Genomic DNA, 15706 nt, shown 5'->3' on the forward strand with positions numbered 1-15706 from the left:
ATTTAAAATTGAAAAACGAACAACTAATTGATTATGTGATTATGCAAAGAAAAATTTACTTAATATATAGTCTCTTGTCGATGCTGTGGATGGCTGTAGGTCTACCACAAGCGGTCGCAAGAAGCTGGCAAGAGGCATCTGCAGATGTGTCTGGTAGAGTCGTCGATGTAGATACAGGGGAGCCCTTGCTTGGAGCTACCGTCATGCTCAAAGGCAGTACCAGCGGTACGGTGACCGACTATGAGGGCAATTTCAAAATCAACGTGACAGAAGAAGGTGCTGTCTTAGTCGTGTCCTATATCGGCTATGTCAAGCAAGAAGTACCTGTGGGAGGTCGATCGACTATCGAAGTATCACTTGTTTTGGATATGGAAGCTCTGGATGAAGTCGTCGTGATTGGGTACGGAAGTGTCAAAAAGTCTGATGCCACAGGTGCGCTGGCAGTGATTGACTCCAAGGAGTTCAATCAAGGAGCAATCAATACTCCGCAGGAACTCATCGCTGGCAAAACAGCCGGTGTGACCGTGACATCCAACAGTGGGGCACCTGGCAATACGTCTACGATTCGTATCAGAGGAGGCTCCTCCCTATCGGCGAGCAATGACCCGCTGATCATCATAGATGACGTACCGATGGACAATACTGGTGTTGGTGGTTCGGCAAACATCTTGTCCTCGATCAATCCCAACGATATCGCGAGTTTCAACGTGCTCAAGGACGCCTCAGCAACAGCCATCTATGGGTCTAGAGCTGCCAATGGCGTCATCATCATCACTACCAAACGAGGAGAGAAGGGATTCAAGGTGGCGTACAACTTCACTGGGTCACTCTACACCGCACCCAACAAGTTGGAAGTGTACTCGGGAGACGAATACCGTGAATTGATCAATGATTTATACGGAGGAGAGCCCAACATCACGGGTTTGCTTGGGACTGCCAACACGGATTGGCAAGATGAGATTTTCGACAATGCCTTTGGGCAAGACCACAGCGTAAGTGTATCGGGAGCAGGGGATCATTTGAAGTACCGCGTTTCTGTGGGGTACAACAATACCGACGGAATCCTAGAGACGTACAATTTCGAGCGTACCACGGTGGCAGTAGGGTTGGACCCTACCTTTTTTGATGGCAAATTGAAAATGCAGCTCAATGTCAAGGGCATGCTCAACAACAACAATTTTGCAGATCAAGGGGCTATCGCCAATGCCATCGCATATGATCCGACTCAGCCCGTCTATGATGGAAATACTCGGTGGAGAGGCTATACGACTTGGACCACTGGAGGGATCAATGGTACGTCGATCAATCTTGCTCCGGCCAACCCTGTGGCACAATTGGCATTGACCGACAACACATCGGAAGTCAAGAGAAGCCTGGGTAACTTCAAAATCAATTATGAGCTGCTCGAGGGACTCCGAGCCAATCTCAACTTAGGCTATGACTATACCAAGTCCGAAGGACACAACAATGTCAAGGATAGTACACAATGGGTATACACACCTACTGTCGCGGGTGGACGCATCAACCCCTACGAGGATGAACGTCGCAACGAAGTGCTTGATTTTTATTTGAACTACGACAAAGGCATAGAGTCTATCGACAGCAAGTTTGACTTGATGGGGGGCTATTCTTGGTCACACTTCAAGCGTGAGGACCACTCCTCGACTAGCGATGAGGCCAAGCAGGCATTCTCGCAAGAGAGACAATTTGCCTCGGAGTATTACTTGGTGTCCTTTTTTGGCCGAGTCAACTACAGCTTGAAAAGCAAGTACCACTTGACTTTGACTTTGAGAAATGACAATTCGTCTAGAATCTCTCCCGACGAACGTGCGGGATGGTTTCCAGCAGCAGCATTCTCTTGGAATATCATCGATGAATCCTTCTTGAAAAGCAGCAAGCTTGTGTCTGATTTGAAACTGAGACTCGGCTATGGAGAGACAGGGCAGCAGGACATCAATACTGGCAATGACTACCCATACCTTGCGACGTACACGATCAGTGACGATGCATCTCGGTACGCCTTTGGGTCCAACTACTACAATACTCTCCGTCCGGATGGCTATGACAAGAATATCAAGTGGGAAACCACCACAACGTATAATATTGGAGTTGATTTTGGTTTGATCGGCAATCGGGTCTCAGGTAGTGTCGATGTATTCTTGAAACGAAGCGATGACCTGCTTAGTACAGTAGATGTGCCTGTAGGGACCAACTTCTCCTCTCGTATCTTGACCAATGTAGGTAGCATGGAAAACAAAGGGATAGAAGTGAACCTCAACTGGGTAGCGATAGACAGCAAGGATTGGAATTGGAAATTGAACTACAACGTCTACTACAATCACAACGAGTTGACGAAATTGAACCTCAACGACGATCCAGACTACTTCATCGAAGTGGGGGCAATCGGAGGATCAACAGATGGATATATTCAGGCACAGAACTTAGGACATGCGATCAATTCGTTTAGAACTTATGAGCAGGTATATGACCAGACCGGTCACCCGATCGAAGACTCGTTCGTGGATCAAAACAACGACGGGATCATCAATAGCAGTGACTTGGTGATCAACCATAGCCCTGCACCTCAGGTATCAATGGGTTTCAACTCATGGTTGAAATACAAGCAGTTTGACCTGTCGATCAATGCGAGGGCACAGCTCGACAACTATGTCTACAATGGTGTCGCAGCAAGCAGCAACTACAACACGCTCTACAACTCGATGGAGTACCTGCGCAACATGTCTACACAAGCAGACAAGACGAAGTACATGAATGCGACCAATAGTCGCTTTTCGGACTACTATGTAGAGGATGCGAGTTTCTTCAAGATTGACAACATCAACTTGTCCTATAGTCTGCCGGATGCATTCAGTGGTCTGGCCAATTTGAGATTCTCGGCAGGGGTGCAAAATGTGCTGGTAGTGACCAAGTACAACGGGTTAGATCCTGAGATCAGCGGTGGATTGGACAACAATTTTTACCCAAGAACCCGAGTGTTTGTACTAGGCGTAAGAGCAGAATTCTAAAATTAAAAGATAAATTTTATGAAGACTTTAATTTCAAAATTATCACTTGTCATCCTCTTTGGACTGAGTGCGAGTGCGTGTATGTCCGATTTGGATACTGTCCCACTCAACGAGCAGACCATCAATTCGGCGACTATATTTGATACCCCAGAGGGGTACAAGCAGTTTCTCGCCAAGCTGTATGGGAGCATGACGCTGACGGGTCAGCGGGGAGAATTTGGCTTGCCAGAAATCAGTGCCGGAGACGAAGGGACTACATCTTTTATGCGGGTATATTGGAGTGCACAGGAGATGTCCACCGATGAGGCGATTACCGCTTGGAACGACCCAGGGTTGATCAACTTTCATTATCAAAACTGGTCTGACAACAACCTGTATATCAAGTTGCTTTATCAGCGCATATTCATCAATATCTCGTATTGCAACGAATACCTTCGAGAAGTAGACAAACGCATCGACGGACTGTCTGGTGATCTACTCGCTGACGTGAAGGGATATCGTGCGGAGGCAGTGACTCTGCGAGCGTTGTATTACTACTATGCGATGGATCTGTGGGGTAATGTGCCTTTCATCACGGATCAAGACGATGTAGGGGCGTTCATGCCGGATCAGGTCAGTAGAGAGTTTTTGTTCGAATTCATCGAAACAGAGCTTTTGGATGTGATCCCAGATTTGATGGACCCTGGGACCAACGAATACGCAAGAATAGACAAGGCCATGGCCTATACGCTCTTGGCGAAAATGTACCTCAATGCAGAGGTGTACATCGGAGAAGACCGGTATACGGATTGTTTGACCTATGCCAATCTCGTGATCAACTCAGGTCAGTATACGTTGGTGGATGACTACTCGAACCTCTTCAAAGCAGACAATCACAGGCAGCGTGACGAGATTATATTTCCGATTGCTGAGGACGGTGACAACACGAGAAATTATGGAGGCTTGACGTTCATCATTCATGGAGCAGTCGGAGGGTCTATGGATGCAGACAATGACTATGGTATCGCCGCAGGTGGGTGGTCTGGTCACCGCATGACGTCTTCGTTTGTAGAGGAATCTTTTGCAGATGTGACGGGGGAGACGGATAGCCGTGCGATCTTTCATACCGACGGCCAAGAGCTCGAGATCAACAATCCGGTGCTGTTCAACCAAGGCTACCTATGCGGTAAATTCAAGAACCTGACATCTTATGGTGACAAGGGTAAGAATACCAACTTCGTGGATACGGATTTTCCATTGTTCAGATTGGCGGATGTGTACTTGATATACGCGGAGGCAGTTCTGCGTGGAGGTACAGGAGGAGATCTAGCGACTGCATTGGCGTATATCAACGATATCAGAGAGAGAGCTTATGGTGATTCATCAGGTGACATCACGAGTGCAGATTTGGACTTGGATTTCATCTTGGACGAAAGAGGTCGCGAATTGTACTGGGAAGGACATAGACGTACCGATTTGATCCGTTTTGGTCAGTTCAGTGGAGGCACCAAGACTTGGGATTGGAAAGGAGGAGTCAAAGAAGGTGTCGCCACTTCGGATCACTATGATTTGTTTCCAATACCAGCTTTTGACCTAGGGCTCAATACCAACCTCGAACAGAATCCAGAATACTAAAGAACCTTTAAACAAAGAACGATTATGAAACCATATATAATAATATTACTATTCCTCAGCGGTCTTATGTTTGCCGCATGTGAAGAAGAGGACAAGGCAGTCATAGGAGACGAAGTGATCCCTCCACAGATGACGTCACCGAGTGATGGAGCATCGATTGTGGTGTCCGAAACCAATATGGCTGATGAGTTGATCATCACCTGGGAAGAGGCAGACTATGGCGTGGATTTAGCGGTGACCTATACTGTGGAGATGGACATCAAGGACAATGTCTTTTATGCGCCAGCTATCGTAGCGAGTACACAAGAGAATACTGCGACGGTGACGATAGAGGCAATCAATACCATGATTATTTCGGATTTGCATCAGCAGGCCAACGAGAGATCTGATGTGGAGTTTAGAGTCGTGGCGACTACCGAAGGTTTAGATGATTTGACCTCTCCGGTGGTGGCAGGTACGGTGACGACTTTTCAGTCAGCGGGAGACCCTGCGGTGGTGACCACTCCAGCAGTTGGAGCCGAATCGACGATCACGGTGGCCAATTTGATGGACAAGTTCTCTGTGGAATGGAGTCCAGCTGATCTAGGTACTTCGGATGTCGTATATACAGTCGAGTTGGTAGTCGGCGATGCATCTGTCGTACTGGGCAAAACAGGAGAGACCAAACTTGCAGTCAACAACGAGTCGTTGAACTACTACCTCGTGGGCAACCTGGAGCAAGCAGGTGGGGCAGCTGTCACTGCAAGCCTTCAGGTCACTGCGAGTTCTTCGACTACAGACCTGAAGTCAGAGTTGAGTAGTGTAGTGGTCAACACTCTGGATGCTACTGTACCAGGTAGACTCTATGTGCCTGGGGGCTATCAAAACTGGGTTCCAGATGTTGCGCCTACACTGAATCAGTCTGGGGATATTTTTGACGGTTTTGTGTATATGAATATCGAGACAGGCTTCAAATTCACAAGTGCCCCAGATTGGGATCACACCAACTTCGGATTTGATTCGGAGGGGGTGCTGACCAAAGATGGAGATGCCGCTGGATTGACCTATGGTCCTGGGTTCTTTAGATACCAAGTCGATACGGTCAATTTGACTTACGTGGCGTCTCTGGTGGAGTCATTTGGTCTAATCGGTACTGCGACTCCTGGGGCATGGGACTCATCTACGCCCATGACTTACGACGAAGCGACGGATACTTGGAGAGCGACGGCTGATTTGGTGGTAGGTGCGCTGAAGTTCAGAGCCAACGATGCCTGGGATATCAACTATGGGGTGGCGGATATCACGTCTCTCAGAGGTCAGTTGTATTTCGATGGAGGGTCGTATGATGTCAAAGAAGACGGCAACTATACAGTGATTCTAAGTTTCGATACGCAGAAGACACCGTATCAGTTCAACTACGAGATCATCAAGAACTAAATTGATTTTGTGAGAGGAACGATGGCTCCTCTCACATGCAAAAAAATAAAGCATGGTAGGATTGAAACCCGGCCATGCTTCAAAACAGGAAGAATGAAAAAAATGGATAGGAAAATGATGTGGATGCTGGGGTTGTGGATGCTATGTGTGGCTTGCGAGGACAAAGACTTGACTCCTCCAGATCCTGAGAAGGGACCAGAAGAGAGCGTAGAGGTGGAGCCATTTGACAATATCCCCTCCTTGTCGGAGATGGTGGTATATGAGGTTAATCTTCGGGCGTTTAGCGCCAGTGGAAATCTCGATGGAGTGAGACAGAGATTGGATCATATCCAAAGTTTAGGGGTCAATGTACTTTGGCTTATGCCGATCTACCCGATTGGGATAGAAAATGGGGTCAACTCTCCTTATGCCATTAGTGATTACAAAGAGGTCAATCCAGAATTTGGGACTCTCAATGACCTGATTAAGTTGGTCAATGAAGCGCACCGCAGGGACATGGCAGTGATCATGGACTGGGTGGGCAACCATACTGCATGGGACCACCTATGGATGGAACACAAGGATTGGTATAGTCAAGATGCGGAGGGCAACATCATAGCTCCGCCAGGTACTGGGTGGACAGATGTCGCCGAGCTCAACTTCGCAAACCAAGATATGCGTGATGAGATGATCTCAGACATGACCTACTGGATCCATCATGCAGGCATAGATGGATACCGATGTGATGCAGTTGATTTTGTGCCAGAGGACTTTTGGAGCGAAGCGATCGTGGCAGTAGATGCTTCGACGACCAAATCATTGATTTGGTTGGCTGAGGGAGGGATCGTAGAGAATTTTCAAGCAGGGTTTGCTTTCAACTATGGTTGGGACTTTTACGGAAAAATCAAAGGAATCTATTCTGAAGATCAATCTGCTTCGGGCATTTTCGTGACCAATGAGCAGGAGTTCAACGTCGTGCCAGATGGCAAGACCAAATTGCGATACATCACAAATCATGACCTCTATGCATGGGATGAGACGCCTACAGAGGTGTACGGTGAGCAAGGTAGTGTCGGGGCATTTGTATCGACGGCTTTCATGGCTGGTGTACCGTTGATCTATTCGGGCCAGGAGGTCGCCAACTCAGAGTTGATTTCATTCTTTGGAAAAAACCCGATCAATTGGTCACAGAATCCTGAGATTTTGAGCCAATATCAGTCTGTGATGGCTGCACGTGCATCGGTGGTGGATATACTCACCGGGGACCTGGCGATTTATGGACAAAAGGATGTCATTGTGTTCAAGCACACGAAAGGAACGGAAGAGGTATTGGTAGTGGTCAATACACGGGACAAGGAGGTGGTTTTGCCCGTCCCAGCAGAGTTGCAAGGCACTACTTGGACCAATCTGCTGACTGAGAGTAGTCGAGATATTGGATCAGAGCTTGTATTGAGTACAAAGGAGTATCTGATTCTAAAGACACGATAATTAAGTTTTTCGGTTATCGTACTATACTAAGTTAAAAGCCCCAACGAGATACGTTGGGGCTTTTGTTCATAATCTAGGCTTTACTTTTCGTCAATTTGTTGACTTCAAGATTGAGGAGAACTTATTTCAAGAGATTCTTGTAGTCGTTGATGTTGTCTATGTCGAGTACGATTGGATCAAAGAGGTATCCGTGAAACTCTGAGCCTCCCATTTCGATGGTTTGAAGTTTGAGGTCTTCGCCTTTGAGCTTGGAGAGAGTGAGTTCTGCTGCTTTTTTTGCAAGAGATTGGATGGGTTTATAGATACTCATGTTTTGGACACCAGACTCCATCTTTACTACGACACTTGCATCTGGATCTTGTCCAGTAGTATAGATTGTTTTGAGCAATTCGTCACTGCCGAGGTATTCTACGATTGCATTGTTGAACCAATCTACAGCAGAGATCACTCCTTTGATCTCAGTGAAATCTGGGTTGATTTCGTAGAGTCTCATGAGTGCGTCTACTTCACTCCAATTGTCCAACACTATGTCTTCTACAATGTTGATTTTGCCAGCATCGATGTAGGGCTGTAGTACTTCCAGTTGTCCTTTTCTAAACTGTATGGCATTGACATCTGCTACTGGACCGTTGATGAGGATGATGTTGCCTTCTGGCACATTGTTGATCAGTGCTCGGGCTTGTTTTTTCCCTACTTCGAGGTTGTTGTAGGAGACGTACAGGCCGACACGATCGTCCAAGATCGGACGGTCGTAGGCGATCACCAATACGTTGTTTTTGCTTGCCAGATCAAGGATTGACTTGCTGTGCGCACCATCTACTGGGACGATGACGAGTGCGTCGACCCCTGAGTCGATGAGCTCTTGAGCTTGTTCGAGTTGCTTGTCATAGCTGGAGTGTGCAACCTTGATAAATGTTTCTACACCCAACCGCGTAAAGTGCTTTTGCAAATAGCCTGCATCGATTTCCCAACGGGCGCTGGCAAACTGGTCAAACAAAAGCCCCACTTTGTAGTCCTGTGCTTGGGTGCAATTGACGGTGAGCATGACCATCAAATAGATAATAGTAAGTTTTCTCATGCTTAAAGAATTAAAATGTAATTAGTCTGTCTCGTTTAGTAACCGGGGTGGTTTACGGGGGATGGATGATAAATGTAAGAATAAAATTTGTTTTCTAACAGCGTAAAACCTGAATAGTTGTCATGACATTGGAAATTAGTGGAGTAAAGTTGAAAAATGAGTAAAAAGTAAAGCCTTCTCAGAGGAGAAGGCTTTGGTCGGTCCGTAGACCTGATTTAGAATGAAAAAGTATTTTCTACTATTCTGTAGCCAGTATGGCGGTCTCTAGATCTCTCCAGTCGTAAATTTGGAAGGTCTTGTTGTCTGACATAGCTACGAAGAACCCCTTTGGGAAGTCTGCGTTGAAAGCGAGTGCTGAGACTTCTGATCCGTCACTTTCGTGTGTCGAGACTGCCAGGCTCTTTATCCAGTTGTGTGCGTGGGGATCATCTGCGGTTCCTTCTCTCGGGTATACCCGAAAGACATCTGCCTGTTGATCCGAGATGAGAATATACCCTGTGCTGTCTGAACTCTGGTAGATTGATATTCCTTCACGATCTTCGGTGAAGCCATCGGTACCGAATACGGCCAATTCTTCATTGCCCATGGCGGGATCGACGTAGTATTTGCGAATGCCGTAGAGTTCGTCCGAATAGTAGACATAGCCAAGCTGGTGGTCTACAGCGATGGCTTCTATTTCGCCTGCTCCTCCGCTGAATTTACCAAATTTGCGGGCTAGCTTGCCTTTGACACTACCGTTTTCGGCATAGAGTACATACTGGTAGAGGTAACCGTCAGTGGGAGAGTTCTCTCCTTTTCGGCTGACGATGGCAAATAGCGAATCATCGGCGGCACGCTTGTAGAGAGCTACTCCCATCACATCACGGCTCTCACTGTCCTCAAACACAGGGATCCCTCCGTCATCGATGGCTTGCATGTCAGGGACACTATAGATACGGATGCTCTGGGTGCCCCGCTCACTGAATACTGCGAGATCCACACGCCTGGTTGAGTCCAGTGCAAATCCATAGGCAATGTCCACGTTGTTGGGACGATCAATTCCTGTGATGCGACGCGTACTGTCTTCTTTGCCTTGCAGGTCGAATACATATACTCCTCCCTCTTTGTTTTCGCGCTTGTCAGTCCCAAGGATTAGGGATTGAGCAGGATCGGTCGGGTGTACCCAGATCGCAGGATCGTCACTGTCAAACTGGACCGGTTCGGTCACGTACTTGGGCTTGATAGCGCTACTGGTTTCGGTGTTTTGAGTAGGGACACAGCTGGTTGCCAGTCCTATGATGATATATAAAGCGTATTTGTGCATGTGTTAGTCTTTGATAAGTGTGAATGAAGTGGATCCTGTGAAGAGTTCATCTCCTTCTTCGAATTGATCTTCGTCGATGATGCTTTTGATTGTCAATACCACATCATCTGCTGTGCCAAGGAGATACTCTGATTCGAGGATGAAGTCTACCTCTTCTTCCTCGTCGTTGAAGTGCGACCCTTCGAGTTCCAACTCTCCATCTTCTGCGTCATAGTCTGCTTCGATTTCGACGATGAGGTTTTCAGTATCGGTTTCGATTTCTCCGTCTTTGCATTCGGTGACTTCTTCCTCTTCGATGAGTTCGATCTCAATTTTCATTTCCTCAAAGGCAAATTCAAACTTGATTTCACCAGTGATGTCGGCAAAGTTGAGTTCGGCAAGGTCAGAGGAGATCGTGCCAAATGCCTCCTGAAATGCTTCAAATTCCACTTCGTCGGTGATTTCGAGGAGCCATTCACCCGCGAGATCATTGTCTAGAATTTCGTATTCGAAGGTGTTGGCGTCACTAAATACGACATTGGCGCTGGTTTGTACACTGGTGATTTCGAGCTCAAATGATCCATCTGTCGCTTCGATTTCGGCCTCATTCATTAATACTACGATTTCAAACTCCGCTGGTACTGTGCCCAAATCTGGGTCGACAGGAATGGTGATCGTCGAGGCTGTGAATTCGATTTCACGCTCATAGGCACAGTCATCTTCCTCATACTCGTAGACGATTTCGTCGATTTCTGCCATGGCAAAATCTCCCTCACCGGACAGTGTGTAGTGAAGAGTGATCGCCTCGGCAGGTAGATCGCCGAGATAGTCCGCGAATGAAATTTCTACTTTGTAATCTTCTGCATCGGGTAGGTCTGCACCTTCTTCGTCGATTTGTAGACGAAGTGGAAAGTCCTCGTCGTGTATGCTAACCTCAGGTTCGTTGAGTGCACAGGCACCCAACAATGCTGTGGCTGCTATCCATGCTATATTTTTAATCTTCATGATTGTCATTCTTTTGTTGATTTAGAAAATGAATTTTACTCCCGCTCTGGACCACCAAGAGTAGAATTCTCTCTGGACGAGTTCGTTATCGTTTTGTCCCATGTATGCTTGGAAAGGTGCATTGGTGATATTGAGACACTCGGCAAATAGATTGAAATGCTTGTTGATTTGGTAGCTGGCGGTAGCGTCTACCTGTAGACGGCCTTTGATTGAACGGTCGTCATCGCTGTCCTCCCCAAGTTCGTCGATGTACTCTCCGGCATAGTTGCCCGATAGTCTCGCACTGAAGCCTTTGTAGTTGTATGACAAGCTCAGGTTACCAACATGTGTGGCTTGTCCTGGCAAATTGACCGACTCGGTCTCGTCGACTCCCGATCTGTCGACCAAGACAGCATCTGAGATAGTGAATGTATAATTAGCATAAATCCCCAATCCTGACAAAGCACCTGGCAGGAAGGTCAAGTTCTGCTGGTAGGAGATCTCAATCCCACCGATATCAGCCGTCTGTCCGTTGACATCTTGGGTGAGGTCTACATCCGTCCCAAAATCAATCCCCTCATACGTGTCTGTCTCATAGACTCGTTTGTAGATGAAGTTGTCGAGTCTCTTGTAGAAGACTCCAGCCGAGATCACACCGACTGTCCCAAAATAGTGATCCACCATCAAGTCTAGGTTGATCGCTGATACTGGTTTCAAGTTTGGGTTGCCGATCGTGCCTTCACGATCCCCTAGATTGATCTCTTGTGCAGGTACAATAGATTCGAAGTTGGGACGAGCATAGGAGGTAGTAGCAGCCAATCTCAGGTTGGTGAGGTTGCTGAGCGAATACCTGAAATTGATTTGAGGGAGGAAGTAGGTGTACTCTGTGGATCCTTCTTCGTCGAGGATTTCGTCTAGATCACCTTCGTCATCAAACAAGACCGTGTGGTATTGGTAGTCTACGTTGGTTTTTTCGAAGCGTAGACCTCCTACGATCTGTAGTTTGTTGAGGGTCAGATCAGTCATGAGGTAGGCCGCTATGACGTTTTCGGTTGCTTTGTAGCTTTCGACGTTTTCATCGACGAGTTTGTCTTCAGCTTCGAGCTCGAACCCGGCACGGTTGTCGTTGAAGAATCGGACTACCTTGTCCATATCAGGTGCTGCAGCGAGTGTGTACTCTCCTCCTAGAAAGTTATCGTCGACAAGTCCTCCGTCAAATTTCTCCAAGGTGAAGTCTCCAGTTTGTCCTTCAAAAGAGACGTCACCTCCGGCCCATCCGTATTTGTTGTTGACCACCTGAAAGTCCTTTTCTTTGTTGCGGTATTTGCCACCAAACTTCAAAGAACCTGTGTTGTTTCCTAATGTGTAGGGTATGGCAAGATTGATTTTTCCAGTGAGGTTTCTGTCTTCTGCATAGGTGTTGCCTGCTTCTAATTCGTCAAACTCATAGTTGCTGTTGTCCAAATAGTCGAAGTTATCATCGGTCGAGAAGCTTGGGAAATCTGAGTTTGAAAAGTCAGTGGTCAGTGCATCAGGCGTACCGATAAAGTTGACTTCATAGTCAAACGGAGTGTTTTGAATGGCTTTGGCATACGACACTTCGTAGTTGATCGAGAATCCTGGCAGGGTATGCTTGCCGCCCAAGTTGACACTAGAGATGTCTTGGCGCTCAAACCTGTCTTTGGTGAGTCGCTCGATCTCGTTGTCTTCGAAGGGGGAATCGTCAGTGTTGGGCACCATGACGTATCTGCGGCGCACTTCTCGGTCCGAAAACGTGTTGTATATCCCGCGTAGGTATATTTCACTGTTGTCATTGAGTCGGTAATCCACGGTACCGCTGATGGCGCTGCGAGTTCTACGGAGTGCATAGTCGCGGAGTTCGATATCGTCACCATCACGCTCCCAGTTGTCCGAGCCACGATCGGTAAAGAAGTGGCTACCGTTGATAAGTACGCCGAGTTTTTCTTCTGCTCCGAATCTTTTCCCGACTAGGAGAGATCCTTGGGCGTTGTACTTGCCCATGAGGTGATTGTATCCTCCGACAGCTGTCCCTTGAATTTCGGCTTTGCTTGACTTGGCTTTTCTCGTGACGAGATTGACCGATCCACCGATGGCGTCACCATCCATGTCAGGAGTGAGGGTTTTGGACACCTCTATCGAGGAAAGTTGGTCTGCTGGAATGGCATCTAATGCAACAAACCGAACACCAGCCTCTGGTGAGGGGATTTGTTCGCCGTTGACACTGATGTTGGTGAACTGTGGCGCTAGGCCTCTGACGATGACGTATCTGCCTTCACCTTGGTCACGCTGTAGTGTCACACCAGGCATACGCTGGATCGCTTCCGCGACGTTTGGATCTGGAAATCTACCGATCTGGTCTGCGGCGATGATGTTCTTGATGTTGCCAGCGTTTTTTTGTTGATTGAGTGCTTTTTGCTGGCCTTGTAATGCCCCATAGATGGTCACTTCGAGGAGCTCGGGTTGGAGCTCTGTAAGTTGGACTTCTATGCTGCTACTTTGTGCTGGGTCGATCTTGGTCACGAAATCTTTGTACCCGAGGTATTTGATCAATAGCGATTGTGTACCAGACTTGAGGCGGAGGGTGAATTCTCCATTGAGGTCTGTGATGGTTCCTTGTGAAGTACTATCTATGAGTACCGTGGCTCCTGGGAGTGGCTCCCCACTGACTCCATCGGTGATGCTGCCTTTGACGACTATGTCTTGGCTATAGGCGCACCATGCGATGAGGTTGAACATTAGAATTGTAAGTGTTTTTTTCATAGTTTCATTGTTGATGTCATCGAATTATTTGACGAGGCAAATAATGATTCCACATATGAATTGAGTGTTAATAGCCTAGTCAACAAAATAGCATCAGCTCAAAAAATCTAGGCATCAAAACGTAAACATGGTTTTGCAAGTAGCAGCATTTCAAGTGGTTACATGTTACTGTAGCGTTACCCGACACTGACGATGTAGTTGTATAAATTTTCACCTTTTTCCAATCCGAGCTTTTTTCTCAGTCTATACCGCGCGATTCGTAGACTGTCGCTTGAGATGTTGAGTATCGAAGCGATTTCATGGGAGTGTAGGTTGATATGAATCATGGCACATAGGCGCACTTCGGAGTTGGTCAAGGTGGGGTGCTTGGCACGGAGTTGATCAAAGAACTCCGTGTGTATTTGTTGAAAAATGTTTTCGAACTCTTCCCAATCCTCATCCATGTTGAAGTTGAGATCTATGGATTTGGTGAGTTTTCGGATTTTGAGATGGATGTCTTCTTTTTCGCTTTTTTTGATTTTTTTGAGATTGGTACGGAGTGATTCCAAAAACTCATTTTTTTGGATGAGATGCAGTGCTGACCGACTCAGTGCACTGTTTTTCATCTCCAGATCCATTTGTAGTTGTTCTTCTAGGAGCCGCTTGTTTTCGAGCTCGGTTCGGAGTTTTTCTTCATTGAGTTGAGCATTGATGAGTTCTGCTTTGCTCAGTTCATTTTCGGTTTGTAGTAGTTTCCGTTCTTTGCTGGTTTTTGCGACTTTTTGGTACGAACTGTATGCGATGAGTACCAGGAGGATTGCTACGGCCATGAAGCTTGCTATGGCGATGCGGCGGTTTTCTGCTTTTTCTTTTTCCAAAAGGAGGATGGTTTGTTGTTTTTGTTCGAGATCAAAAATGGACTGGGCATTGGCAATTTTGTGAGCGATCTCTTGGCCGAATATCATTTCGTTGAGACTGTAGCTTTGGTCTAGGTAGTGGTAGGCACTGTCGTAGTGTTCGGTTTCGAGGAGGATGAGAGACAAGTCTCTAGCGGCGGATTGTATTTGGTATGCGTTCTGTTGGAGGAGTGCTTGGTCATAGGCTTGGCGAGTGACGGAAAGGGCTCGCTCGTACATTCCTCTTTTGCGGTAGGTGTCTCCGATGTTGTTGAGGTTGACGATGGCGTCATCGGTATGGCCTAGTGCGTGGTTGTATTCGTAGGCGATGACGAAGTTTTTGTGCGCTTCATCGTAGACTTCTAGGTCTTCGTAGATACTCCCGATGTTGTCATAGATGAGGGCCAATTCGGTCGAGTCGATATGCTGAGAAAAGTAGTTTAGCGCACGATGCTGGTAGAAGAGCGCCGAATCGTATTGTGCGGATTTTTCGAATAGATGACCAATTTGCCCTTGTATCTGTGCTTCCCCACGGTGGTCATCGAGCGTGGTGAAGAGTCGGGATGCTTCACGTAAATGCACGAGTGCCTGATCGAAATTTTCAGAGCGCAGGTAGACTTGCCCTATCATGCTGGTGGCCTCAGCGAGGTGCTGTGTGTCTTTGAGCTTTTCATAGGCATGGAGGGCGTTGTGTAGATTGTTGAGTGCCAAGTCGAGGTTGCCGATTTTGTAAAAGATGGCTCCTAGCAGGTGACTGCTCCGTGCGATTCCAAAGTCATACCCCAGTTCGTCAGAGAGGATGAGGGCACGTCGTGCCAAAAACAGTGAACTGTCACGGCCGAGTTGTGGTCGTAGTTTGATCTGCTCCAACAAGCTATCTACGGCGGCATTGCTTTGTGGGTCTTGTGTATCAGGGGAGAAGGTACAGCCAAATACAGCAAACGAAAGAAAGAGGAGTAGAACGCGTGATGACATAGACACTGGATCAAAAATGGGATGCGGCGAAAGCCAAAATACCCGCAAAAAGTCGACAAACTTATTGATCTACTGTGTACTCATGGACAAGCCAATGTTATGGATATGTTGTCAATGAACGAAGAGGATAGTTTTTGAAAAATCATTGGAAAACCGAAACTTATAATTGTAGAAACAGTATATGTTGCAACAAGTATTTAAATATTGA

Annotated in this window: 9 protein-coding genes; 4 read left to right on the plus strand and 5 right to left on the minus strand. The window is 47.0% G+C overall.

The features are described from left to right. Positions 1-41: 41 nt before the first annotated feature. From BFP72_RS00425 to BFP72_RS00440, 4 genes are all read left to right on the plus strand, one after another. Positions 42-3026 carry a TonB-dependent receptor gene (locus BFP72_RS00425; RefSeq protein ID WP_158233211.1) on the plus strand — a complete coding sequence of 995 codons (2985 nt, stop codon included), beginning with the start codon at positions 42-44 and terminating at the stop codon, positions 3024-3026. 18 nt (positions 3027-3044) lie between these two features. Then, positions 3045-4640: a RagB/SusD family nutrient uptake outer membrane protein gene (locus BFP72_RS00430; protein ID WP_099597223.1), complete on the plus strand. Its 1596-nt coding sequence runs from the start codon at positions 3045-3047 to the stop codon at positions 4638-4640. A gap of 24 nt (positions 4641-4664) precedes the next feature. Then, positions 4665-6056 (plus strand): SusE domain-containing protein, encoded by a 1392-nt coding sequence (locus BFP72_RS00435; RefSeq protein WP_099597224.1) that lies wholly within the window; start codon positions 4665-4667, stop codon positions 6054-6056. 93 nt (positions 6057-6149) lie between these two features. Beyond that, positions 6150-7523, plus strand: a complete 1374-nt coding sequence (locus BFP72_RS00440; RefSeq protein ID WP_158233212.1) for an alpha-amylase family glycosyl hydrolase — start codon at positions 6150-6152, stop codon at positions 7521-7523. 121 nt (positions 7524-7644) lie between these two features. Here BFP72_RS00440 and BFP72_RS00445 read toward each other — a convergent pair whose 3' ends face one another. The 5 genes from BFP72_RS00445 to BFP72_RS00465 all read right to left on the minus strand — a co-directional run bounded on the left by BFP72_RS00445 (position 7645) and on the right by BFP72_RS00465 (position 15498). After that, a complete protein-coding gene (locus BFP72_RS00445; protein ID WP_099597226.1) occupies positions 7645-8601 on the minus strand; it encodes a substrate-binding domain-containing protein in 957 nt (318 codons plus the stop codon). Between the two features lie 238 nt (positions 8602-8839). Beyond that, a complete protein-coding gene (locus tag BFP72_RS00450) occupies positions 8840-9904 on the minus strand; it encodes a phytase (protein WP_099597227.1) in 1065 nt (354 codons plus the stop codon). A gap of 3 nt (positions 9905-9907) precedes the next feature. After that, positions 9908-10888, minus strand: a complete 981-nt coding sequence (locus BFP72_RS00455) for a hypothetical protein (protein WP_099597228.1) — start codon at positions 10886-10888, stop codon at positions 9908-9910. A 21-nt stretch (positions 10889-10909) separates the two neighbouring features. Continuing rightward, positions 10910-13648 carry a TonB-dependent receptor gene (locus tag BFP72_RS00460; protein ID WP_099597229.1) on the minus strand — a complete coding sequence of 913 codons (2739 nt, stop codon included), beginning with the start codon at positions 13646-13648 and terminating at the stop codon, positions 10910-10912. A gap of 176 nt (positions 13649-13824) precedes the next feature. Further along, positions 13825-15498, minus strand: coding sequence for a tetratricopeptide repeat protein (locus BFP72_RS00465; RefSeq protein WP_099597230.1), 1674 nt, complete (start codon positions 15496-15498; stop codon positions 13825-13827). Positions 15499-15706 lie beyond the last annotated feature (208 nt).

Origin of the sequence: Reichenbachiella sp. 5M10 (assembly GCF_002742335.1) — a bacterium.
In the GTDB taxonomy this organism is placed as follows: Bacteria; Bacteroidota; Bacteroidia; order Cytophagales; family Cyclobacteriaceae; genus Reichenbachiella.

What these genes read in the sequence shown, in the direction of transcription:
- BFP72_RS00440 (WP_158233212.1), top strand. Translation starts at nt 6,150, where the DNA reads ATGAAAAAAATGGATAGGAAAATGATGTGGATGCTGGGGTTGTGGATG.
- BFP72_RS00430 (WP_099597223.1), top strand. Translation starts at nt 3,045, where the DNA reads ATGAAGACTTTAATTTCAAAATTATCACTTGTCATCCTCTTTGGACTG.
- BFP72_RS00465 (WP_099597230.1), bottom strand. Translation starts at nt 15,498, where the DNA reads ATGTCATCACGCGTTCTACTCCTCTTTCTTTCGTTTGCTGTATTTGGC.
- BFP72_RS00435 (WP_099597224.1), top strand. Translation starts at nt 4,665, where the DNA reads ATGAAACCATATATAATAATATTACTATTCCTCAGCGGTCTTATGTTT.
- BFP72_RS00445 (WP_099597226.1), bottom strand. Translation starts at nt 8,601, where the DNA reads ATGAGAAAACTTACTATTATCTATTTGATGGTCATGCTCACCGTCAAT.
- BFP72_RS00425 (WP_158233211.1), top strand. Translation starts at nt 42, where the DNA reads ATGCAAAGAAAAATTTACTTAATATATAGTCTCTTGTCGATGCTGTGG.
- BFP72_RS00450 (WP_099597227.1), bottom strand. Translation starts at nt 9,904, where the DNA reads ATGCACAAATACGCTTTATATATCATCATAGGACTGGCAACCAGCTGT.
- BFP72_RS00460 (WP_099597229.1), bottom strand. Translation starts at nt 13,648, where the DNA reads ATGAAAAAAACACTTACAATTCTAATGTTCAACCTCATCGCATGGTGC.
- BFP72_RS00455 (WP_099597228.1), bottom strand. Translation starts at nt 10,888, where the DNA reads ATGAAGATTAAAAATATAGCATGGATAGCAGCCACAGCATTGTTGGGT.